We start from the raw sequence: 22,676 nt of genomic DNA, 5'->3' as shown, positions 1-22,676 counted from the left end.
GTTATATATAAAAAAACCCATCTTTAATTGATGGGTCAGCCTTAGTATTTCTCAACTAAGGGGGGTAATTTGTACCACAAAGGTACAAATCTTTTTTAGAATAACAAATTGATAGGTTCTTTTTCTTCCTTTTTATGATTTACTTTATTCTTTGGTTTCTCGAGTTACAAATACTGGCTCTACAAGTCGAGGCCTTTTCCTTGTATGATAAAGATGCGATAGTTCTTGGTTTTCTATCTTTCTTTGCCTGAATTTATGATATAAACGAATGATGATGGCATGTTTCGTTTTTATATTCAGACTTTTTCCCGGTTTATCTTCCCCTGATTAGCTTTTTCAGTGTCCCGTTGTATGTGTTTTCAAATTCCGTCGGATGATTGAGCGCCCAAAGAATGTAATCACCCGGTTCGTTCTTTTTGAGCAGGGTAGGGCGGTATTGGGAACTAAGGATTTTCCATAAAATCCCGCCGGGACCTCCCAGTTCTTTACGTCGGGCAAGGGCGGCAATCGCTTTCACTGTCTGTTCGTTCCGGATACCGATTGTTTGCATATTTAGTAGAAGTATAGCTTCCGATCCCCCTCCCGTTTGCATCCCTTCCGAAATCGTTTTCGGAGCTGTTTCTAAGACCGTTTTCGGAGCTGTTCCCGGAGCTGTTTCAGAAATTGTTTCAGAAACCGTCTCCGCAATAGATTCCGTTTTTTCTCTTCCAATCGATTTATCCAAAGACAAACCCTCTACAACGACAGGCGAAGCCTGAAAAACGCTGTTTGACGGAACGGGCGGCATTATCCTCTCATTCTCTTTTTGGCATTTTCCTTGTCTCTCTGTCTCTTTGTCTTTTTTGATTTCAGATTTGATCTCATTTTCCATATCCATTTCCTGTTTACCTTTGATATCTGTATCCGTTTCCTCTTTTGTTTGTGGCATTGTTGTAGCAAAATCATGGGATTCTGTTACATCTTTAAAATCTTCCTTGATAAGCCAGAAATGTTCCAGAGGTAATTTGTATTTTCTCCGGCTGTCGGTGATGATTTTATGATATTGTTCCTGAATGGCCTGTGAGGTCAATACACCGTACTCCTTATATATAAGATCGTCGAACAGCCCCACCGCCAGGCAATCATCAATGATGGCCTGCATTTCCTCCTCCTCGCAACACGCTTCCTGGGCGATGTCGAAGAGCGTGTCTTTGTTCCACGAAATATAATAACCTTTCTCTTTATAAATGAGGCAAAGCAGTGAAGTGAGCGCAGCAATCCCTGCCGCATGGTGGCGACAGGAGATGCGGCGTACTTTTCTGTCCTGCAGAAAATTGACATCGAGGGGAAAATAATCTAATCCGGGTTTGGAAATGCGGGCCATGATGATAAATTACTGATTGTAAATAATTGATAATAAATAACTGATAATTATTGAATAAACTCCGCTTTTACATCGAAGCAGGGGCAGGATTTTATATACTCGTTCGGTGAGATAATACCGTCTCCATTAAGATCGGGACTGGTGTCCCGATCTCCTATCACCTGTTGCAGAGAAGGGAAGACAAGGCGCAAATCTTCTACCAGCCGGACAAGTGCTTCACGCTGCGCTTCCGTTCGTGTGTCGGCAGGCCGACCGTTCCTGTCCAGTCCGCCAATGTAGCAGATACCGATAGACCGATGATTCCATCCCGTGCAATGTGCTCCGTCGAGGGCAACATCCCTTCCCGGTTCAACCGTGCCGTCGAGACGGACGACGAAGTGATAACCGATAGAACGGAAGCCGCGTTGACGATGCCAGCGGTCGATGTCGGCAGCGGTAAAATCCTGTCCCGCACGAGTGGCGGAACAGTGGATGATGATGGTGTCTCTCATTGTGAAATCCTCCTTTCTTGTTTGCGTATAGTAGGGGAGGTGAATCCGAAGGCGGCAGCCTCCTCTGCAGACAGTTGACGGTAATATTGCTTTGTCACCGAGTGGTGTACCGGAGTGAAGGGAGCGTGAATCGGTGGTACAGCCGTATCCGTTATTGCCAATGAGTTTAAAAAGACAGGCAGCTGTGATAAAGCCGATGAATTGGCAAAGGGAACCTTCATGAAATCGTTTCCCCGATGTTGCCTTGCACGTAGGTTATGTAGCCATACACGATCCGGATGTTTCAGTTGCAGGATGAGCCAGTGTTGGTGTGACGGTTTCAGGCGTTCCTCTCTGCCCATTTCTTTCATAGACGGATAGGCACGTAAAATGATTCCTTTCGCATCCGTTACGGCGCAGGGAGTTTTGCGGGAACCTGTTCCGGTGGGGCGTAATCCTGTGCGGATGGCGTGCATCGTGTTGGTGTATGCATCGCACCATTCAAGGTTTGACACGTGGTTGTTCATTGTGTTTCCGTCAAGGTGGTTTATTTGCGGCAGATGTTTCGGGTTCGGAATAAATGCTTTGGCAATTAAGCGGTGGACGTTGTAATCGGTACAAATTCCTTTATTCAGGAGTGATACCGTTTCATAACCGGTTCCGATGATTTTAGTGCAAAGAATTAACTTCGATTTGCCCTTGAAACTCAATACCCGCCCATGATCTGAAATCATATAGTCGGGGTTTTCTTCAATAAATCTCCAATTTTCCATACTTGATACTGATAAATGTTAATAAAATTATACTCTGTTAAAAAATAGTCGCTTCTCTGAATTTGGCAAGGAGAAACGGCGTTTCCTGCATCTGTTAAACGGCGCTTCCTAGTGTGGAAAAGCGGCGCTTCTTGTATGTGTTAAACGGCGTTTCTTGCTGTCTTCATCTTGCTCTGTAGGAGGTTCGAGCCGTTCGGCACAGTGAATGAGAAATTCTAATTCTTCCCGGCAACCTTGAATCGCTTCTTGCAGGGAGTCTACATTATACTGTCTGCAAAGAGCTTCCCACTCTTTTCGTTTTTGCTGATTCATTCCTTTTTCTTGTAGGTTCATTCCACTTCGATATCCAGAAAATTTTCAGCATGAAAGGTGCGCCAGCCTTTGGCATCGATGTCGTAATAGACGACAAATGTGTTCTCCGGTTTCGGTGTGTACGGGCGGCGGAAACTATGTTCGTAGCCGATGAGTGTGCCGGTGGCACGACGGATGGTTCCATCCTGCTTGGTATATCGGAAACAGACGTTTCCGTGATGCATTTGTCGGATAAGCTTTCCTATCCGGTGAGCCGTGACGAGTGCATCGTGTCGGCTCATGCCATTACTTTGCCGGATGACAGCGGCCTGCTTCATAAGCCGTATCCGTTGAAGTGAATGATTCTTTTTGATTTCAGTCATTTTTTTTATTCGGTTTATTTTTGATTACGGTGGCAAAGGTAGAAGATGAGTTGCGTAAAGGTTGTCCAAGCTTGACGCATAAAAAAAGAATGGATACGAATGTGTCATGCTTGAATGAGTCGATGCATTAAAAGATTCGACCTGTTTTTTTTGATTATGTCAGTTGGGTAGAAAATGGGTACCTCCAAATCTATCCATATTTAAATTTATTCATGGAATAAGAACGAATGTGTCATGCTTGAACACAAATGTTAAAAGAAATATCGGACTTTTGTGGAATAATATAAAAATAAATTATGAAAAAGGAAAGCAAGAAATTTAAAGTAAAAAGTAGAGATAAACAGAGTAAAACAACCGGTGTCCGTCATAGTGACGACGATGTGAAGAAAGCGGTGGTGGATCGTATTTTTAAGATAGAACAGTTGAATAATATTCCGGAAAGATATGTGGCGAACCATTCGAATTGTTCGCGCTCTTCAATAGGACGTATGTGTAAATGTAAATTTGACGGTCAGAGTCCTATCCCCGATTGGACAACTATTCATAATTATTCTGCTTGTATCATTGGAAAGTCTGAATTTATTCCCGGATTTCCCGAAGTGTTGTGCCATGTTTTAAATCTAATTGTTGACGATTCGGCAGATATAGACTGCACGGTGGATAATGACTGCCATATAGACATTGAAATTCGATTTCATACCTCCAAAAAACTGGTTAAGGATCCTATGGAAAAGGAAGGAGATAGGGAGAAAGAGGAACAATAAAAAGTAGAATTAAAGACGAAAATAGAAGGAATGGACTAATGATTACCAAGTTCTTGATGAACTTGGTACATTACTAATCACGAACTTTCCATCAAGGTCAGTGGTAGTTCCGATAGATGTACCTTTAATTACAACAGATGCCCCTATGACAGGTTGATTGTCTTCCTCGGAGAAGACAACGCCTGTTACCTTTTTAGAGGTTTGGGCAATTGTCAGGCTAATGCTTGCTAATAAGCAAGTTAATAACAGCGTTAGTTTTCTTTTCATATAGTTTTTATATAGTAGAATAGTCTGTTTTGTTATTTAATTATTTGCAAAAGTAAGCACATTTTTAGAAAAACAAAGAAAAATATGAAAAAAAATGCGAAATTGAACTGTATAGACAAAATACTATTGATGAAAAAGAAATGCAGATGAAACGAGTGTGTAAAAGTGAATTTCTATGCCTTTGTGATGGTTGATAATTCAAAAGAAGTTTCTTTTTGATATTTAAATGTGATAAAATAGCCTGATAAGATGTTTAATAACACATGAAAAATCATTAATTAGCATCTATCGGTAGAAAAAGGATAGTTTTCGGGAAGATTATGAATTTCGTGACCGTTATCTTTTATATTGTCACTTGGAGTTCAGGATAAAAGCTATTTGGGAACTGGAAAGGTCATTATATAAAAGATATTTTCTACCTCTTCAGTAAACCGGTAAAAGACGAAAAAAGTAGATTAAAGGCAAAAAAAGAAGATTATTTTTATCTTATAGTTCCGCATTTGTTTGCTTGTATTCTCTTTAGGTATCTTCTTTTTTATGTTTATTAAAGACTTTATATTTAGATATTTGCGGAGGAATGGGCTATGAAACGTATAAGTTCATCAAGAACTTTGCGAATCACCTATGTCGGCATGAAGCCGCAGGATGTTCCTATTAAGCCGGGGACAATCAAGGTGATGATGAAATCCGACTCCGAAGTATTGCAGGAAGTGGTGGTGACCGGTATGCAAAAGATGGACAAACGCCTGTTTACGGGAGCCACCAAACAATTGGATGCCGATAATGTGAAACTGGACGGTCTGCCCGACATCAGTCGCGGCTTGGAAGGTCGTGCGGCAGGAGTTTCCGTTCAGAACGTTTCGGGTACTTTCGGTACCGCTCCTAAGATTCGTGTGCGCGGTGCTACTTCCATTTACGGAAGTTCCAAGCCCCTTTGGGTAGTAGACGGAGTGATTCTTGAAGATGCCATCGACGTAGGTCCCGACGATCTTTCCTCCGGTGATGCGGAGACATTAATCAGTTCCGCCATAGCCGGGCTGAATTCCGACGACATCGAGAGCTTTCAGATATTGAAAGACGGATCGGCGACTTCCATTTACGGTGCACGTGCGATGGCAGGCGTGATTGTGGTCACCACCAAAAAAGGCCGTGCCGGAGTCAGCAAAATCAGTTATACCGGTGAGTTTACCACCCGTGCCATACCCAGTTACAAAGAATTCAATATCATGAATTCGCAGGAACAGATGGGTATCTATAAAGAGATGGAGCAGAAAGGCTGGCTGAACAGTGCCGACCTTTTCCGTACCAAAGACACGGGAGTGTACGGTCGTATGTATCGTCTCATCGACGAGTATAATAACAGCAACGGCCAGCGCGGACTTCTCAACACCCCCGAATCCCGCAATGCTTATCTCCGTGAAGCGGAAATGCGTAACACCGACTGGTTCGACGTGCTTTTCACCAATGCCATTTCGCAGAATCATTCCGTCAGCGTCACCGCCGGAACGGAAAAATCATCCTTCTATGCCTCGTTGAGCGCTATGCTCGATCCGGGCTGGTACAAGCAGAGCAAAGTGAAGCGTTACACAGCCAATGTAAACACCACCTATAATCTTTATAAAAACCTGTCGATCAACCTGATTTCTAACGCTTCCTACCGTCAGCAAAACGCACCGGGAACGATGAGCTCTACCCTCGACATCGCTTCCGGAAAGATGTCACGCGGATTCGATATCAACCCTTATTCTTACGCGCTCAATACGAGCCGTACGCTCGACCCGTCTGCGGATTATATCAGCAACTACGCTCCATTCAACATTCTTCACGAACTGGATAATAACTACATCGAAATCAACATGGTAGATGTGAAATTTCAAGGCGAGCTGAAATGGAAAGTGATTCAAGGACTTGAATTAAGTGCCCTCGGAGCTGTGAGATACCAGACCTCGTCGCAGGAACACAACGTGCTCGACGATGCCAACCAAGCCGTTGCCTACCGTACCGGTATGGACGACGCCACCATCCGCGAACAAAACGGATTGCTTTATAAAGACCCCGACAATCCATACGCCCTGCCTATCACCCTGCTGCCCGAGGGGGGAATCTACCAGCGCCAGGACCGCCGTATGTTGGGGCTCGATTTCCGCGGAACCCTCTCATGGAATCACCTTTTTGCCGAAAAACACATCACTAACTTCTTTGCCGGTATGGAAGTGAACAGTCTTAAAAAGGCATATTCTTCCTTTCAGGGCTGGGGAATGCAATATTCGATGGGGGAAATTCCTTCCTACGTCTATCAGTTTTTCAAGAACGGAATAGAGTCCGGTTCGCGTTATTACAGTCTGGGGCACTCCGAAACCCGTAGCATTGCGAGCTTTCTCAACGCCACCTATTCTTATGACGGCCGTTACACGCTCAACGGAACTTTTCGTTATGAAGGAACCAACCGCATGGGGCGCAGCCGTTCGTCACGCTGGCTGCCCACGTGGAACTTGTCCGGTGCGTGGAACGTGCATGAGGAAGCTTTTTTTAAAGCGCTCCAACCCACTCTTTCCAACCTGACTCTGAAAGCTTCTTACTCTCTTACTGCCGATCGCGGTCCGGCGGAAGTAACCAATTCGCAAGCCATCATCCGCAGTTTCTCTCCCTATCGTCCTTTTACCGATATTCAGGAAACGGGACTTTACATCGAGGACATCGAGAACAGCGAACTCACCTACGAGAAAAAGCATGAACTGAACATCGGCATCGACCTCGGTTTGCTCGAAAACCGGATCAATTTCTCTGCCGACTGGTATCAGCGCAACAACTATGACCTGATCGGTGTAGTTCCCACGCAGGGAGTGGGCGGTTTCATCAACAAATATGCCAACGTAGCCACGATGAAATCCCACGGTGTGGAGTTCACCCTTTCCACCCGCAACATTCGCACGAAAGATTTTTCGTGGAATACGGACTTTATCTTCTCCTACGCCAAAAATGAAGTGACCCAACTGAAAGGACTCACCAGCATGATGGAACTGGTATCCGGCAACGGTTTCGCCCGTGAAGGCTATCCCGTGCGCGGACTGTTTTCCATCCCTTTTGCAGGGCTCGACGCGGACGGTATTCCACAGTATCTGATTGACGGAAAACTGACCACTACCGGTGTCAACTTTCAGGAACGGGAGAAACTTGATTATCTGAAATATGAAGGTCCTACCGACCCTACTGTCACAGGAAGTTTCGGTAACGTATTCACTTACAAAGGCTTCAAACTGAATGTCTTTATGACCTATTCTTTCGGCAACGTAGTTCGACTGGACCCTGTGTTCAACTATAAATACTCCGACCTCACCGCCATGCCGCGTGAGTTTAAGAATCGTTGGACGGTCTCCGGCGATGAGGCGAAAACCAATATACCAGTGATAATAAGCGACCCGCAATATCAGGCGAATACCTCGCTCTATCTTGCTTACAATGCTTACAACTACTCCACGGAGCGTATTGCCAAAGGCGATTTTATCCGTATGAAGGAAATATCACTGATGTATGAGTTCCCGAAAAGCTGGATTGCCCCTGCCAAAATTTCCAACTTGTCGCTTAAGTTGCAGGCCACTAACCTCTTCCTGATTTATGCCGACAAGAAACTGAACGGGCAGGATCCGGAATTTGTGAATACCGGCGGTGTAGCATCGCCCGTACCCCGCCAGTTCACCCTCACCCTGCGCCTGGGACTGTAAGTAAAGAATAGAGAATCAACCTAAAAACATACGAGAGATGAAGAAAAAGATAAACCATATACTCCCTGCACTGGTACTGACCGCAAGTTTAGGTCTGACCACCGTCTCCTGCAACGGCTTTCTGGACGAAATGCCGGACAACCGTACGGAGTTGAACACCGACCAGAAAATAGCCAAACTGCTTGTATCGGCGTATGCCGACGTGTCGCCCAACGAACTGTTCGAGCTTTACAGCGATAACTCTGATGATAGTGGCCCTACCTACGGTTACTACAAGCTTTCCGAACAAGAGTGCTACCACTGGCAAGACACCAAGGAAGAATATCAGGACACGCCCAATTCTCTTTGGGGAGGTTACTACAGCGCAATAGCCGCCGCCAATATGGCGCTCAATGCCATCGAAGAAAAAGGAAATCCGGCGTCACTCGACCCACAGAGAGGTGAAGCGCTCGTGTGCCGTGCCTACTGTCATTTCATGTTGGCGAATATCTTCTGCAACGCCTATGACACTCATGCCTCCCAATCTTTAGGAGTGCCTTATATGGAAGAGGTAGAAACCACCGTATCTCCCCGTTACGAGCGGGGCACGTTGGAAGAAGTGTACCGAAAAGTGGAGCGTGACCTCCTCGAAGGGATCGGCTTGATTTCGGACGACAGCTACTCCGTACCCAAATATCACTTCACCCGTAAAGCCGCTTATGCTTTTGCCGCCCGTTTCTACCTTTATTATATGAAGCCCGATTTCTCCAATTGCGACCGTGTGATTGATTTTGCCACCCGTGTATTGGGGACTAATCCTGCCGATCTGCTGCGCAACTGGGAAGCGTTGGGTAATCTTTCCGTGAACGGAAACGTGCAGGCAGATGCCTATATCGCCTCTTCCAATGAAGCCAACCTGTTGATAAGCAGTACCATTTCCAACTGGGGAGCAATCGGGAGTGACTATCTGATAGGTCCGCGTTACTTCCATAACCAGACGCTCGCCACCAGCGAAACCTGTCTGTCGTCAGGGTTGTGGGGCAGTTCGGATTATTTCTATCTGAAACCTTTCTCCACCAACGGGTTTGTTGCCAGTATTCTGCGTAAGAGCGGACTTTATGAGGGCACATACCTTTATTATATGCCTGTACTGTTTTCTACGGACGAAACCCTGCTCTGTCGTGCCGAAGCATACGCGCTGAAGAAAATGTATTCCCAGTCGGCAGCCGACATCACGAGTTGGCAACGTGCCTACACCCGCAACAAATCGGTGCTGACACCCGAACAGATCAACGCCTATTATAACAAGATGAGTTTTTACACCCCCTTCACGCAACAGACACCGAAAAAGCAACTGGCCCCCGACTTTACGATTGAGGAGGGAATGCAGGAAAATCTCATCCATTGCATCCTGCATATCCGTCGTATCACCACCCTGCACGAAGGGATGCGCTGGCCCGACATCAAGCGATATGGCATCCTGATTTATCGCCGTGATATGGCCAACCAGCGTGTCACCGACGAAATGCCTCCGAACGACTTGCGTTACGCAATCCAAATTCCGCGGAGTGTGATCGTGGCGGGAATACAACCCAACCCGAGAAGAAATTAACAAAGAAAAAAGTGGAAGTTATGAAAAAACAGCTCATTTATTTTTTGCTTGCCCTTACCGCAGTCTGCCTGGGGGCTTGCAACAATGGCGACGAAATAGACACCGCGCACAGCATTTTCTCCACCGAACCGATGGAGAGGAACGCTTTCGACGATTGGTTACTCGACAACTACACATATCCCTACAACATCGATTTCATGTATCGCATGAAGGACATCGAAAGCGACCATAAATACAATCTTGTACCTGCCGATTATGATAAAGCGGTGGCACTGTCCAAAATCATCAAGCACGTCTGGATGGACGCTTATGTAGAACTGGCTGGAATCGATTTTCTCCGCGTATATGTGCCTAAAACCTTTCATCTCATCGGATCGCCTGCTTACGAAAGTAGCGGGAATATGGTACTCGGTACGGCAGAAGGCGGAAAGAAAATCACGCTTTACAACGTGAACGACCTCAACGTGAAGAAAATCAATATCGAAAAACTGAACAACTATTACTTTGAAACGATGCACCATGAGTTCGCTCATATCCTGCACCAGAAACGGAACTTCGACCCTTCTTTCAACCGGATCTCGGAGGGGAAATATGTGGGAGCCGACTGGTACTACTACATGACTGCAGAGGGAGCCATGCCCCGTACAAACGATATAGCGTGGCCCGACGGCTTCGTGACCGCCTATGCCATGAATCAGGCGAACGAGGATTTCGTGGAAAACATAGCCATGTACGTCACCCACACGCAGACCTACTGGGATAATATGTTGAGGGCTGCCGGAGAAACGGGTGCAGCCACTATCAATAAAAAGTTTGCTATTGTTTACAACTATATGCGGGATACTTGGGGAATCGACCTCAACGAACTGCGCAAAATCGTACTGCGTCGTCAGCAGGAAATTACCGAAATTGACTTGAGTACGATTCAATGAGTATGAATTTTAATTATACATTATCACTATGAAGAATATAACAATATACCTCTTGTTAGCTCTTGCCTGCCTGGGCTTGCAGTCATGTCTCTTTCAGGAGGAGAACTACTTTGACGATTCGTCTGCCAACCGTGCCACAGCCGATGTGAACCGGTGCAGCGAACTTTTGAAAGCGGCTCCGAATGGCTGGGTGATGGAATATTACATCGGCAAGGATTATTCGCTTGGAGGCATCACCCTGCTTTGCAGGTTTGATGGTCAGCGGGTGACAATGGCTTCGCAGATGTCGGAAGCAGATGAGACGGTCAGTTCGCTCTATAGCGTTAAGTCGGAACAGGCGACGATGTTGTCATTCGATACCTATAATTATCTGGTGCATTATTTCGGGCAGCCGCAGGGAAGTATGTCTGACGACCCGAACGGGACGCTCGGAGGCGACTACGAATTTATTATTTCGAGTGCTTCTGCCGAGCGTATCGAACTGAAAGGCAAAAAATACGGCAACCGGATTGTGATGAAGGCACTTACCGAAGACCAGACGTGGAAGCAATATCTCACCAAAATTAAGAAGGTGGAGGACGATGCTTTCTTTTATGAATATGATTTACTGATGGACGGACTCTACACAGGACAAATGATTCGCAGCAACTATACGTTTATCGTGACTTATTACGACGAAATAGGAAAAGTGCATCAGAAAACCGTGCCTTTTATGTTTACCGCCGACGGACTACGTTTCCATGAACCGGTAACGATAGACGGGCAGACGATGCAGAATTTTGTCTGGAAGAACGAGCTTATCAGCTTTGTCTGTACCGACGAAGGGGCTACGGGAGTCAAACTGGCGGGTGTCTACACTGCCGGGTATCAAAGCTATGATTATTATCCGGGCACTTATCAGATGGATTTTTACCGCCTGAACGATGAAACGGGACAACTGGAAGTGGCCTCGCAGGAAGTCCGGCTATTGAAGAACGAAGACGGGAAGAGTTACTGGCTCAAAGGGTTGGAATATGATATTCTGGTGATGTATGACAAGCCGCGCGGCGGACTTTCTGTCTCCCCGCAGCTTCTCAAAAAGGTGCAGGGCGGATATGTTTATCTGGCTATGTGGGACGTAATGAACGATTATGTGCTCCGTAGTGAGTCTATCGGACTGATTAGTTATGCTACCACTAACGGCATTTACCTGGTGGACAATGGAGTCTGGATGGGGGAAGTTTCCGGATTCATCTTCGGAGTGTACAACTCGCAGGAGGAGGACGCGGCTTTCATCGGATACACGGATGCGTTTGCTTCCATCAGATTAGTTAAAAAAACAATAGAAGAATAGTATGATGAACAAGTTATTTATGATCGTATTATCTGTATGCTGCCTGCTGATGGCAGCGTGCGGCACGGATAATGATGAAACGCCGCAGGGCTTACGCATCGTGGACACGGATGTCGATCTGGCTGCTGGCGGTGGAACGGTGGAAGTGGCTTTGCAGGCTGCCGGGGAACTGACGGCTGTTTCCGGTGCGGACTGGTGTAGGGTGATCGAAGTGACAAACGAGAAAATCACATTACTTGCCAGGGCTAATTATGAATATGTGTCACGTGCCACGCAAGTGACCGTAAGCGATGGTAGCAACGAACAGAAGATTGTGGTGACACAGGCTGGTAATATTTTTACGCCCGATACCGACCAACAGGTGTTGCGGCTTGGCAATGCTCCTTCACAAACCGTGGTGCGGGTCAACAGCTCGTTCGATTTCAAGGTGAGTGTACAGAAAGGAATCGACTGGGTGGAAGTCCCTTCAGCCTCGAAAGAAGAAGGCTTCTTGCTCGTATTGAAAGAGAACAAGACCGGAAATCCGCGTGCTTGCCAACTGATGGTCAGTACCAATGAGGGACGGAAGTTTTTCTATTATGTCTACCAGTATGAAGCGAGCGACCTGCTCGGAGCATGGGAGAGCAGTCAGATTTATGTGAAATGGGATAAGAAAAAGATAGATAAGGCATATTCTTTGTCGGCTACGGAGGTGACGAAAGATGCGGAAGGTGATGGCTACACTATTAAAATGTCATTAGTCGGTACTCCGGTGGTGCAGTATTTGAAAGATCCTTCGAAGGCTACGATTTCATTGCAGGCTACCTACGAGGATGGGGCTTTTGTGGTTCCTATCGGCGCAGCACAGAAAGATTTTATTCTGACGCAGGAGGTGGATGAAACAGCCAATAGCAGGACGGCTGATAATACAGCACTGGAAGAGGAGGTGGTTTTACAAACATTATACGGCTTTTCCGTAGCTGCTTCCTCCAATATTTATGCGAAAGGTAATTTCGGATTTGCTCCCCTGCTTTATCAGGATGGTTCTGTCGGGATGAGTTATCAGGATGTAACCGGTGCACCGGAGAGCGGGTGTTATCTTGCGATAGCACTATTCGACGGACAGCAATTTTCTACCGCAGCATTGAAAGACTATATTCTTTTCCCTGACATTGCGCTCTTTAAATAGTTGGAAACTTGCAACTAATGAATCAACCGGATATAACGTTTCCGGAATAGATGTATGAAGAAAAGAACTACCGTTGTGAAACGGAAGGAGAGGTTAATGACCCTCTCTTAATTTTAACTTTACATATATGACAGGCGGGGAGGACTACCCGTGTGGAGAACGGGAGTTTTTTTCCCGGGATTACCCTGCCTTTTTTATTGCCTTCGCGGGCACTACGGAAGTTCTTTTTAATGATGTAACGATATAAAATAACTCTTATATGGATAAGAAATTAAAATTAATGAATTTATTAGGTGTTTGCCTGTTCGCTGTTGTGTCTGCGTGTGCGTTGGCCTCTTGCAGCGACAATGACACAGAAAATCCGGAGGGCGAAAAAAACGGCGGAGAAAATGGAAAACCTACTCCTGAAACCGTAGAGTTTGTCAACTCCAACTTGGTATACTGGGGAGACGAAGACGGAGTGGGGACGGATCACTTTGTGCTCACTCTGTATACGGATATGGAAGTGGACGCTGCCGGTAATCCGATAGGACCGGGCAAGATAATGGCGTTCAGCCTCAATGTTCCGCCGTTTGCTCCCGGAACCACGGAGTTTCCGCTTCCTGAAAGCACCTTTGATGCGGCACCGAACGGATATACGTTTAATGAATGGACGTTCAACCTCGGATACATGAACCAGATGGATCTGCCGACCGGAAAAGTGGAAGTGCCTGGCGGTACTTTTTATGGTGACGTGAAAGCGTACTCCACAAGCGTTGATGCCGACCTCCTATCCGGAGGTAAAATGACTGTCAAACGGAGTGACGGCGGCGAATATACGATTAGTGGTACGTTGGTAGGTGACTTGTCGCTCAAACGTTATTTCACCTACACGGGAAAACTGACTACTATCGACCGTCACGAAAGCACGGAAGAAACTCCGAACTCTACGCTGACCACCGATCTCGCCCTGAACGAATGGACACAAGCCCGTCTGCAAGATAAGGGCGATTCTTATTACCTGCAAGATGAATCGTGCCGGGTAGTCGAACTTTACCTGGCAGAAGAGGGGATAGGACTTGCCGAAACATGGCCGACAGGCAACGGAAGAGTGCTGAAAGTGGAATTCTTTGTAGAATGGGCTACGGATGTGACACAAGGTATTCCGGCTGGTACGTATAAGGTAGTGGCACGTGACGAAGAGTCGAAGGGTATTCCGCGCGAATTCCTGAAACCGGGAGGCATTGCTTCGGGTTATCCCAATGTATTTACATATCCGCAGGGAACCTGGTACGAGAAAATATCCAACGGAACCATGAAAGAATATGCACGTATAGACAGCGGAACGATGACCGTGGCACGCGATGGGGACAAACATACGCTGACTATTGACTTTATCGATTGTGATAAGGTACACCCGCACCACGTGCGTACCACCTACTCGCAGGATACTCCCGTCAATGTATTCTTTTTTTAATCACACGATTTTATAATTAACCCCAAAAATGAGAGATATGAAAACTAGATTTATTTCCTTTTTCTTGTTCATGTTAACAATGAGTTGTTTTGTGGCATGTAGTAGCGATGACCCGGCGCCCGAGCCTGAACCGGAGCCGGTAGAAACTGTTAATACGTATACGTATAAAGATAAGACGATACAAGCGAAATCGGTGTCCTGCTTTGAACAGGAGGGCATTATATACGTATGTATGAGTCCGTTGCAAAGTCTGGAAACGTTGGAAGACTTTATGGGAAGCGGTAAGGAATATGTAATGATGGGAGTGGATAAGAGTCTGGTAGGCAATCCGGTCACGGTAGGCGGTTCTGATGACGACACTTATGTGGTTTATTACATGGATGCCGACGGAGAGGCCATTGTCACCGTTAGCCCCGACGAATGGAAAGACGTGTTGACACAGGGCAAGATCACCGTGACAATGACACCGGGAGAAAATGAGACATCCGCTGTGAAAGCAACTTTTGACTTTACATTGAAAGGTGGCGGCAAATTTACGGGCGAGGCGGATTGCGCTTACAAGGCTCCGGAAAAGCTTCCGAGCGAATATTCTTTGGGCGATGAGGTACGTGCGTTGAAGTCGGTTGTGGCTACTACGTTAGGAGGTTTCCAATATGTTTATTTAAGTCCGGAGGCCGGCTTGACTACGGTGGAGGATATATCGGATGCCGAATATCTGATGCTGGCTGTTACTCCCGAAATGGTCGGACAAGAAATCGATATTACCGCTGGTGAAGATGTGGAGTACGCTTTCTATAACATGACGAACTTGGGAGCGGATGATATTGACGCAGTAGATCCTTACGGATGGGCGGATGTGTGCTCGGCTGGTAAGCTCAAAGTCGAAAAGACAGAAGAGAGTATAAAGGTAACCTTTAGTTTTACGTTGCTTTCGGGCGAAAAGTTCAAAGGTTCTTATGAAGGTAATTACACCGAGATAAAGCAAAGCACCACCAATATTTTGACTCTGAATGGAGAAAGTACACGTGATATCAAAGCTACCTTCTATGAAAAGACCAATGAAGGAGTTGCCTTGTATCTCACTCCGTCAGGGATTTCATCTGCTGCAGATTTGAATAATGTAAATACATATTACGTACGTCTTTTTGTTCCGAATACAGGACTGGACGGACAGGAGGTAGATATAACAACTACGAATCTGGCTTTTGAGTTTACTTATTATAATCCGTATGATGAAGAAAGAATCGAAGTTTCTAAAGGACATCTGGAAGACGCGGCAGGTACATTCAGTGTGTCGAAATCGGCGGATAATGAATACTCGTTGACGCTCGACCTCAAATATTTGGGAGACAATAGCCTTAAAATATCGGGCAACTACAACGGTACTTTCGAAGTATATGATACGACGATTCCGAATCAATATCAGTTGAGAGCGGACGGCACTCCGGTGACTATCCAGTCGGTAGTGGTAGATAAGACAGATGCGGATATTTGTGCGATTTATATTTCCCGGCAGGCAGGTATCACTACCGTGGCCGGAATGTCGGCAGCGGATGCCGTGGTACGTGTTCCGAAGAGTATGATGGAGGGAGCTATTCACGGATTTTCCGGTAGTGCGGAAAATGCGAAAATATCGATCGCTTACGGAGGAGTGACTTATAATCAGGCTAATACGACGAACGGTGCTCATTTGGCCGCAGGTGGCAATACTTCTGTGGCTCTTCAAGGAAGTGAAATTGAAATGACATTCAAGATTTTTAGTATTGTACAGTACGATGGCGACTTGTCCGGCTACTACAAGGGCACGGCGACCGTAATAGAATAACGATTTAATGAAGTATATTCATGAAGAAAATTTTACTGAAATATTTCAACCTGTTCGCTTTATCGGGACTGCTGTTGGCTTTCGTCGGATGCAGCGACGACAATGATTCGATAACTCCCGGGCCGGACGTGGAGGAAATGCCTTCCATCGGTACTTACTCTTTCCGGGGAGAGGCGAATAAGATTGTGACCGGTGTGGCTTCTGTGGATGGGGACTATTTAACTTGTGTCCTTTCTCCGGAAAAGATGGATGAGGGAAAGACTGATACTTATTTTGCTTTTTCTCTCCATTTGTATTGGGAAGGGCAGGTGGTGGATGCTTCTACGCTCTATCACAACGACCAGTATGTTTTTATCTACGAAGATCCGATTTATTATTACTCGCAGTATAAAAAGGTTACAGGGACGTTTTATGTGCAGCGTAACAGCGAAACGAATGTGACTGTCAAATTGAATCTGCGGCTTCATGACGGGGTCCGTTTTAAAGCGGAGGTCACTGCCGATTTAATGAAACCGTCGGGAGAAGAACCCTCGGAATAAGGCGGCTTCGGGCGATATTCTTGCCCGGTTATGAATTTATCTTTTAGACGCGGATGACGGACGCGGATTTTAAAATAGCTATGCAGCTTTAAAAATCTGCGTCATTCGTGTCATCAGTGTCATCCGCGTCATTCGTGTCTAAAAAATTACTTGTATGCCGGAGGGAAATCCTGTTCGGGCACTACGATGTCAAATATCCATTCAGATCACTCTATTTTCATTCCTTTCCGTGCCGTATTTGTTTTTTAGGGTTCTCCCAAAAACTTGAAGAATAGTCCAACTTGAGCCGGAGTAAGTAAGATTGCCTTTTCACTGTAGCCGGTTTGGGCAAGTGCGGCTTGTAATGCCGTATTTTGGGCAATCCAACTGCGGAGGGTGCGGCGTGCCGAAGCAGACTGTATGTGAGGCAGATAAAGTGTGGCCAGCTGACTTTTGCTGTAAGTCTGTATGCGGGGAGAGTTTGCCGTCTCCGACATTTCTTTTGGGCTGACGGAGGTTACTGTTGTTTCTGTTTTCATTGTCGGTACTTTCTATTATTAGTAGGTGTTCATAATTTGTTTATATCATAATTCGTTTATATCATAATTTAGGCACGGATTACTCCTAAAAAAATAGCCATTAATCAGTGACAGGAACTTATCTGTTTCTTTTAAGTTTATCCTGTGTGAATGCGAAGATACGCTTTTTTATGCCAAGTGGTTCTGCTTTGTACAGAAGCCTCTGTTGGCATAGCTTGTGTAGAAATTGTGCCTGTTTGTTGTCTCTTGTGATGAGTTGTCACATCGTGTTCCTCTGCTTTTTTCTTTTCATATACTTTTGCCTTCGTAATCGGTTACAGATAGAATTTATTCATTAATCATTAAAAAGAAGAAAGGAAAAAAAGTATGCCATTAATTTACAAACCGTATCAGGCAACGCTTGCCAACAAGGAAGGACAGAAACTTTATTATCCCCGTCTGGTGAAATTCGGGAAAATGGTCAATACGCAGAAAATGGCGGAATTGATTGCAGAAAAAGCCTCGCTGACGGCGGGTGATGTTCACAACGTCATTCGTAACCTGATGTCGGTGATGCGTGAACAGTTGCTCAATAGCCGCACGGTGCGCCTCGAAGGCTTGGGGACGTTTACTATGATTGCCAAGGCAAACGGAAAAGGGGTAGAGTTGGAAAATAAGGTCAGCAGTTCGCAGATCACTTCATTGCGTTGCCAGTTTACTCCCGAATACACCCGCGCCGCCAACGGAAGTGCTACCCGTGCGTTGACCACCGGGGTGGAGTTTGTGCACATCAAGGATGTAGCGGGTTCGTTTGTGGCCGACGATGTCATTGACAAAGAACCGGATGATGATAATAAACCTGGTGGTGGAAGCGGAGAAGCGCCGGACCCGGCAGCTTAACCGGGAGTTCAGCCGGCAGCTGAATCCGCAGGGACTAACTGATAAGTTTGTCGGGCAAACTAAAGCCCGAACATGACCGACGGTTGACGGTTGGCTGTCAAATTCCAACGGACATAAAACGGAATCCAACGGACATAAAACGGATTATTAACTTTTAAAAAGAAAACGGATGAGACTATTATTGGAGAAGTTGCTGGATATTCTTGAAGCAGTTCTGCGTTTCCGCCACCGGAGAAACGGCAAGGCAGAAAAGGATTAGCTAGCTGGAAAAGGCTTGGCATACCTGAAAAAAAAGGTATGAAACGGAATGACGTAAAAACATAGAACGTGCCGTCTGCACGTAGTTCGCGGAACAAGTAAAAATAAACGTGTAGCAACTCATAGAGTAAACATAAGTAAGGAGCAAGTAAAGAAGCTGTCTCGAATGGACGAGGCAGCTTTTCTTTTTGTATCCATTTATTTTCTTCTATTCTTGACCGTATTCAACAAAAAAACTCTATCTTTGTTTTATAATTGAGACACAGCATATAATGGGAAGATTTATCAATCCCTTTACCGATTTTGGCTTTAAGTTTTTATTCGGCAGAGAGGTAGAAAAGGAGTTGTTAATCGACTTCTTGAACGATTTGCTCGTAGGCGAGCACGTAATCACCGACATCAGGTTCCTTAACAACGAACAGCCGCCGGAAGTAAAAACAGAACGAGGTCTTATCTACGACATCTATTGCGTAACCGATACCGGTGAACGTATTATCGTAGAAATGCAGAACCGGGAACAGCCTTATTTTAAAGATCGTGCCCTCTTCTATCTTTCTAGGGCCATTACGCAGCAAGCGAAAAGGGGAGTTTGGAACTTCCAGTTGGATGCCGTGTACGGAGTGTTCTTCATGAATTTCGTGATGGATAAGGATATGCCCTCTAAAATCAGAACGGATGTCGTTCTTTCTGACAGGGATACGGGGAAGCTCTTCAGCAACAAGTTCCGGCAGATTTTTATCGAACTACCGAACTTCAACAAAGAAGAGGATGAATGTGAAAATGATTTTGAACGCTGGATTTATATACTAAAGCATATGGATACACTTGACCGGATGCCTTTCAAGGCTCGCAAGGCCGTCTTCGAGCGACTTGAAAAGTTGGCTTCCAAAGCAAATATGACCCAGGAGGAAAGAGCCCAGTATGAAGAAGAATGGAAAGTTTATAACGATTATTTTAATACGTTGGACTTTGCTGAACAGAAGGGCTTACAGAAAGGCTTACAAAAAGGATTACAGAAAGGTTTGCAAAAAGGTAAAGAAGAAACAGCTCGTAATTTGAAAGAATTAGGTGTGGCTGACGATATTATTATGAAATCTACCGGGCTTTCGAAAGAAGAAATAGAAAAATTATAATTTCTTTCATTCCATTGGGAAGAAAGGCTTGTCGAAAGTGAAAAAATAGTCTATAACTTATGAAGCAAAAGATAGTTGTGGAGACTTTTAACACATCCTTTTTTCGTTAAGAGTAAAGTATCTAAAAACTATATATGTCTTTGGGGTGAAATGAACGGATTTGGAATATTATCCACGTTAAAATCAGAAAAAAGTTTTCCGTTTTGGAAAACTTTCTGTATCAGTGAGAAAGAAAAGTTTCCCGAAATTTAATGTTAAAAGCTAACCAAGCTATGATATAATCTCCTATCTTTGTATCCGGTTTCGGAACTAAAAAGAGGTTTAGTCAATGAGGGAACGCTGTGCAAATCGGCGACAGTACCCGCTGCTGTAATTCTCTAAGAATCCGCACAATAGGCCACTGCATCGATGCCGGTGTGGGAAGGTGTTGCGGGGGAGGGATAAGTCAGAAGACCTGCCGAAGAGATTTTCTATTTTTAATTTATTAATGCTTTCGGGAGTTAAAGTTATGAACTACGCGGAAATTTGTATCATCAAACGTGATGGTAAAAGAGAAGATTTCTCTATCAGTAAGATTAAGAATGCAATCAGTAAAGCATTCAGTGCAAGTGGAATTCAGGATGAGCAGCAGTTGGTTGCTGACATCACCATGAATGTTATCAGTCAGTTTGCTACCCCCACGATCACCGTAGAAGAGATTCAGGACTTGGTAGAAAAGTCGTTGATGAAAGTGCGGCCGGAAGTAGCGAAGAAATACATCATCTATCGCGAATGGCGGAATACGGAGCGTGATAAGAAAACCCAAATGAAACAGGTGATGGACGGCATTGTGGCTATCGACAAGAACGATGTCAATTTGAGCAACGCCAACATGAGCAGTCACACGCCTGCCGGACAGATGATGACGTTCGCTTCCGAAGTAACTAAAGATTATACCTATAAATACTTGTTGCCGAAACGTTTTGCCGAAGCGCACCAGTTGGGAGACATTCACATCCACGACCTGGATTATTATCCGACAAAGACGACAACCTGCATCCAATATGATATGGATGACCTCTTTGAACGCGGTTTCCGCACAAAGAACGGTAGCATCCGCACCCCGCAAAGCATCCAAAGCTATGCTACGCTGGCTACCATCATCTTTCAGACCAACCAAAATGAGCAGCATGGCGGACAGGCGATTCCGGCTTTCGACTTCTTCATGGCAAAAGGAGTGGCCAAATCTTTCCGCAAGCATCTGGCATCGTTCATCAACTTCTATGTGGCTATGGAAAACGGAAATCAGGCCGATGAAAAATCCATCCGCACGTTGATTAAAGAATACCTTCCGTCTATCAAGTCCACCGAGGCCGAACGCGAAACATTGCGCATCGCTCTGGTCGCTTTACAGATCATTATAGATAAGGAACACCTTGCCCGCATCGTCGAAAAAGCCTACCAGCAGACCCGTAAAGATACACATCAGGCAATGGAAGGATTCATCCACAACCTGAACACGATGCATTCCCGTGGCGGTAACCAAGTGGTATTCAGTTCCATCAACTACGGAACGGACACTTCTGCCGAAGGCCGCATGGTGATCGAAGAACTGCTGAAAGCTACCATTGAAGGCCTCGGCACCAGAGGAGAAGTGCCCGTATTCCCTATCCAGATATTCAAGGTGAAAGACGGCGTTTCTTACTCGGAGAAAGACTTTGAGAAAGCAATGAAAGCGGAGAACATCGAAGCGGCAATGACCGACAGTTACGAGGCTCCCAACTTCGACTTGTTATTAAAGGCTTGCCAGACTACTGCGAAAGCGTTGTTCCCGAACTTCATGTTCCTCGACACATCTTTCAACAAGAACGAGAAATGGAAAGCCGACGATCCGCAGCGTTACATTTACGAGTTGGCAACAATGGGCTGCCGTACCCGTGTTTTTGAAAATGTGGCCGGAGAAAAATCTTCTTTGGGACGTGGAAATCTTTCGTTCACCACACTGAATATGCCAAGACTGGCTATCGAAGCCCGTATCAAAGCGGAAAATCTGGTAGAAGATGAACGCAACAAGGACGCCATCGAACAAAAAGCAAAAGAAATTTTCATCGAATCCGTACACCAAATGTCTGCGCTCGTGGCCGACCAGCTTTACGAACGTTATCAGTATCAGCGTACGGCCCTGGCACGCCAGTTCCCGTTCATGATGGGAAATAATGTGTGGAAAGGCGGTGGCGAACTGAATCCGAACGAACAGGTAGGAGACGCCTTGCGCAGCGGTACACTGGGGATCGGATTTATCGGCGGGCATAACGCGATGGTGGCTCTCTACGGACAAGGTCACGGACACAGCCAGAAAGCATGGGACACGCTGTATGAAGCGGTGATGGAAATGAATAAAGTGGTAGACGAATATAAAGAGAAATATAACCTGAACTACTCCGTTCTGGCTACTCCTGCCGAAGGACTTTCGGGACGTTTCACGAAAATGGACCGCCGGAAATATGGAAAAATCCCCGGAGTGACAGATCGCGACTATTATGTCAACTCTTTCCACGTAGACGTGAAAGAACCGATCAGCATCGTTGAGAAAATCAAGCGTGAAGCTCCGTTTCACGCTATTACACGCGGCGGACACATCACGTATGTGGAGCTGGACGGTGAAGCGCAGAAGAATGTGCGTGCTATTGCCAAGATTGTGAAAGTGATGCACGACGAAGGAATTGGATACGGCTCTATCAATCACCCGGTAGACACTTGTCATAACTGTGGTTACAAGGGAGTTATCTTCGATAAATGCCCTGTATGCCAGAGTGAAAGTATTCTCCGTATGCGTCGTATCACCGGTTATCTGACAGGCGATTTAAGCTCTTGGAACTCTGCCAAACGGGCAGAAGAGAAGGACCGTGTAAAACATTTGTAGAATAAATGTTTGATAATTGATGAATGGATAATGAACGGTGCTTGATGAAAGCGTTACGGTTCATTATCCATTATTCGGTTATTACTTGCAGCACGTTACTCTCATCTTG

Annotated in this window: 19 protein-coding genes and 1 riboswitch; of the genes, 12 read left to right on the top strand and 7 right to left on the bottom strand. The window is 45.6% G+C overall.

Annotated features, from left to right (window positions below; translation table 11 throughout):
• Positions 1 to 313 precede the first annotated feature (313 nt).
• The 5 genes from KFO40_RS07935 to KFO40_RS07915 all read right to left on the bottom strand — a co-directional run bounded on the left by KFO40_RS07935 (position 314) and on the right by KFO40_RS07915 (position 3,280).
• On the bottom strand, positions 314 to 1,363 hold the full coding sequence (locus KFO40_RS07935) for a DUF4373 domain-containing protein (RefSeq protein WP_117684041.1): 1,050 nt from the start codon (positions 1,361 to 1,363) through the stop codon (positions 314 to 316).
• Between the two features lie 47 nt (positions 1,364 to 1,410).
• The gene (locus KFO40_RS07930) at positions 1,411 to 1,854 is read right to left on the bottom strand and encodes an N-acetylmuramoyl-L-alanine amidase (protein WP_211146238.1); all 444 of its coding nucleotides are present in this window, start codon (positions 1,852 to 1,854) and stop codon (positions 1,411 to 1,413) included.
• The gene (locus tag KFO40_RS07925) at positions 1,851 to 2,606 is read right to left on the bottom strand and encodes an HNH endonuclease (protein WP_117684042.1); all 756 of its coding nucleotides are present in this window, start codon (positions 2,604 to 2,606) and stop codon (positions 1,851 to 1,853) included. Before KFO40_RS07925 ends, KFO40_RS07930 begins: the two co-directional genes overlap by 4 nt.
• 108 nt (positions 2,607 to 2,714) lie before the next feature.
• A complete protein-coding gene (locus KFO40_RS07920; RefSeq protein WP_211146237.1) occupies positions 2,715 to 2,939 on the bottom strand; it encodes a hypothetical protein in 225 nt (74 codons plus the stop codon).
• The gene (locus tag KFO40_RS07915; protein WP_008770759.1) at positions 2,936 to 3,280 is read right to left on the bottom strand and encodes an SH3 beta-barrel fold-containing protein; all 345 of its coding nucleotides are present in this window, start codon (positions 3,278 to 3,280) and stop codon (positions 2,936 to 2,938) included. Before KFO40_RS07915 ends, KFO40_RS07920 begins: the two co-directional genes overlap by 4 nt.
• Positions 3,281 to 3,576: 296 nt before the next feature.
• Between KFO40_RS07915 and KFO40_RS07910 the strand changes: the two genes are divergently transcribed.
• On the top strand, positions 3,577 to 4,044 hold the full coding sequence (locus KFO40_RS07910) for a hypothetical protein (protein ID WP_008770760.1): 468 nt from the start codon (positions 3,577 to 3,579) through the stop codon (positions 4,042 to 4,044).
• Between the two features lie 42 nt (positions 4,045 to 4,086).
• Here KFO40_RS07910 and KFO40_RS07905 read toward each other — a convergent pair whose 3' ends face one another.
• Complete coding sequence (locus KFO40_RS07905; RefSeq protein ID WP_004314034.1) at positions 4,087 to 4,311, bottom strand: carboxypeptidase-like regulatory domain-containing protein; 225 nt, start codon at positions 4,309 to 4,311, stop codon at positions 4,087 to 4,089.
• Between the two features lie 584 nt (positions 4,312 to 4,895).
• Between KFO40_RS07905 and KFO40_RS07900 the strand changes: the two genes are divergently transcribed.
• The 8 genes from KFO40_RS07900 to KFO40_RS07865 all read left to right on the top strand — a co-directional run bounded on the left by KFO40_RS07900 (position 4,896) and on the right by KFO40_RS07865 (position 16,877).
• A complete protein-coding gene (locus KFO40_RS07900) occupies positions 4,896 to 8,033 on the top strand; it encodes a SusC/RagA family TonB-linked outer membrane protein (RefSeq protein WP_004314033.1) in 3,138 nt (1,045 codons plus the stop codon).
• A gap of 37 nt (positions 8,034 to 8,070) precedes the next feature.
• The gene (locus KFO40_RS07895; RefSeq protein WP_004314032.1) at positions 8,071 to 9,624 is read left to right on the top strand and encodes a RagB/SusD family nutrient uptake outer membrane protein; all 1,554 of its coding nucleotides are present in this window, start codon (positions 8,071 to 8,073) and stop codon (positions 9,622 to 9,624) included.
• A gap of 20 nt (positions 9,625 to 9,644) precedes the next feature.
• A complete protein-coding gene (locus KFO40_RS07890) occupies positions 9,645 to 10,556 on the top strand; it encodes a putative zinc-binding metallopeptidase (RefSeq protein ID WP_008770762.1) in 912 nt (303 codons plus the stop codon).
• 22 nt (positions 10,557 to 10,578) lie between these two features.
• On the top strand, positions 10,579 to 11,889 hold the full coding sequence (locus tag KFO40_RS07885; RefSeq protein ID WP_211146245.1) for a DUF4302 domain-containing protein: 1,311 nt from the start codon (positions 10,579 to 10,581) through the stop codon (positions 11,887 to 11,889).
• Between the two features lies 1 nt (position 11,890).
• The gene (locus tag KFO40_RS07880) at positions 11,891 to 13,057 is read left to right on the top strand and encodes a BACON domain-containing protein (RefSeq protein WP_211146236.1); all 1,167 of its coding nucleotides are present in this window, start codon (positions 11,891 to 11,893) and stop codon (positions 13,055 to 13,057) included.
• Between the two features lie 259 nt (positions 13,058 to 13,316).
• Positions 13,317 to 14,513 carry a hypothetical protein gene (locus KFO40_RS07875; protein WP_211146235.1) on the top strand — a complete coding sequence of 399 codons (1,197 nt, stop codon included), beginning with the start codon at positions 13,317 to 13,319 and terminating at the stop codon, positions 14,511 to 14,513.
• 37 nt (positions 14,514 to 14,550) lie between these two features.
• A complete protein-coding gene (locus KFO40_RS07870; protein ID WP_118218486.1) occupies positions 14,551 to 16,338 on the top strand; it encodes a hypothetical protein in 1,788 nt (595 codons plus the stop codon).
• Between the two features lie 20 nt (positions 16,339 to 16,358).
• The gene (locus KFO40_RS07865; RefSeq protein WP_118218435.1) at positions 16,359 to 16,877 is read left to right on the top strand and encodes a hypothetical protein; all 519 of its coding nucleotides are present in this window, start codon (positions 16,359 to 16,361) and stop codon (positions 16,875 to 16,877) included.
• A 245-nt stretch (positions 16,878 to 17,122) separates the two neighbouring features.
• Here the strand turns inward: KFO40_RS07865 and KFO40_RS07860 are convergent, their stop codons facing one another.
• Positions 17,123 to 17,395, bottom strand: coding sequence for a DUF4248 domain-containing protein (locus KFO40_RS07860; protein ID WP_049702163.1), 273 nt, complete (start codon positions 17,393 to 17,395; stop codon positions 17,123 to 17,125).
• Between the two features lie 366 nt (positions 17,396 to 17,761).
• Here KFO40_RS07860 and KFO40_RS07855 point away from each other — a divergent pair, with 366 nt between their 5' ends.
• From KFO40_RS07855 to KFO40_RS07845, 3 genes are all read left to right on the top strand, one after another.
• The gene (locus KFO40_RS07855; protein WP_009038697.1) at positions 17,762 to 18,274 is read left to right on the top strand and encodes an HU family DNA-binding protein; all 513 of its coding nucleotides are present in this window, start codon (positions 17,762 to 17,764) and stop codon (positions 18,272 to 18,274) included.
• Between the two features lie 530 nt (positions 18,275 to 18,804).
• Entirely contained in the window at positions 18,805 to 19,665 is an 861-nt protein-coding gene (locus tag KFO40_RS07850; RefSeq protein ID WP_118407738.1) for an Rpn family recombination-promoting nuclease/putative transposase, read from the top strand.
• Between the two features lie 287 nt (positions 19,666 to 19,952).
• Positions 19,953 to 20,142, top strand: a riboswitch (cobalamin riboswitch).
• Positions 20,143 to 20,173: 31 nt separating this feature from the next.
• Complete coding sequence (locus tag KFO40_RS07845; RefSeq protein WP_211146234.1) at positions 20,174 to 22,567, top strand: anaerobic ribonucleoside triphosphate reductase; 2,394 nt, start codon at positions 20,174 to 20,176, stop codon at positions 22,565 to 22,567.
• The last annotated feature ends 109 nt before the right edge of the window (positions 22,568 to 22,676 follow it).

This window comes from Bacteroides sp. 1001302B_160321_D4 (assembly GCF_015667765.1).
Lineage (GTDB): Bacteria > Bacteroidota > Bacteroidia > Bacteroidales > Bacteroidaceae > Bacteroides > Bacteroides xylanisolvens.
Note: the sequence above shows the minus strand (reverse complement) of the source record. Positions and strands in the feature narration are given on the sequence as shown.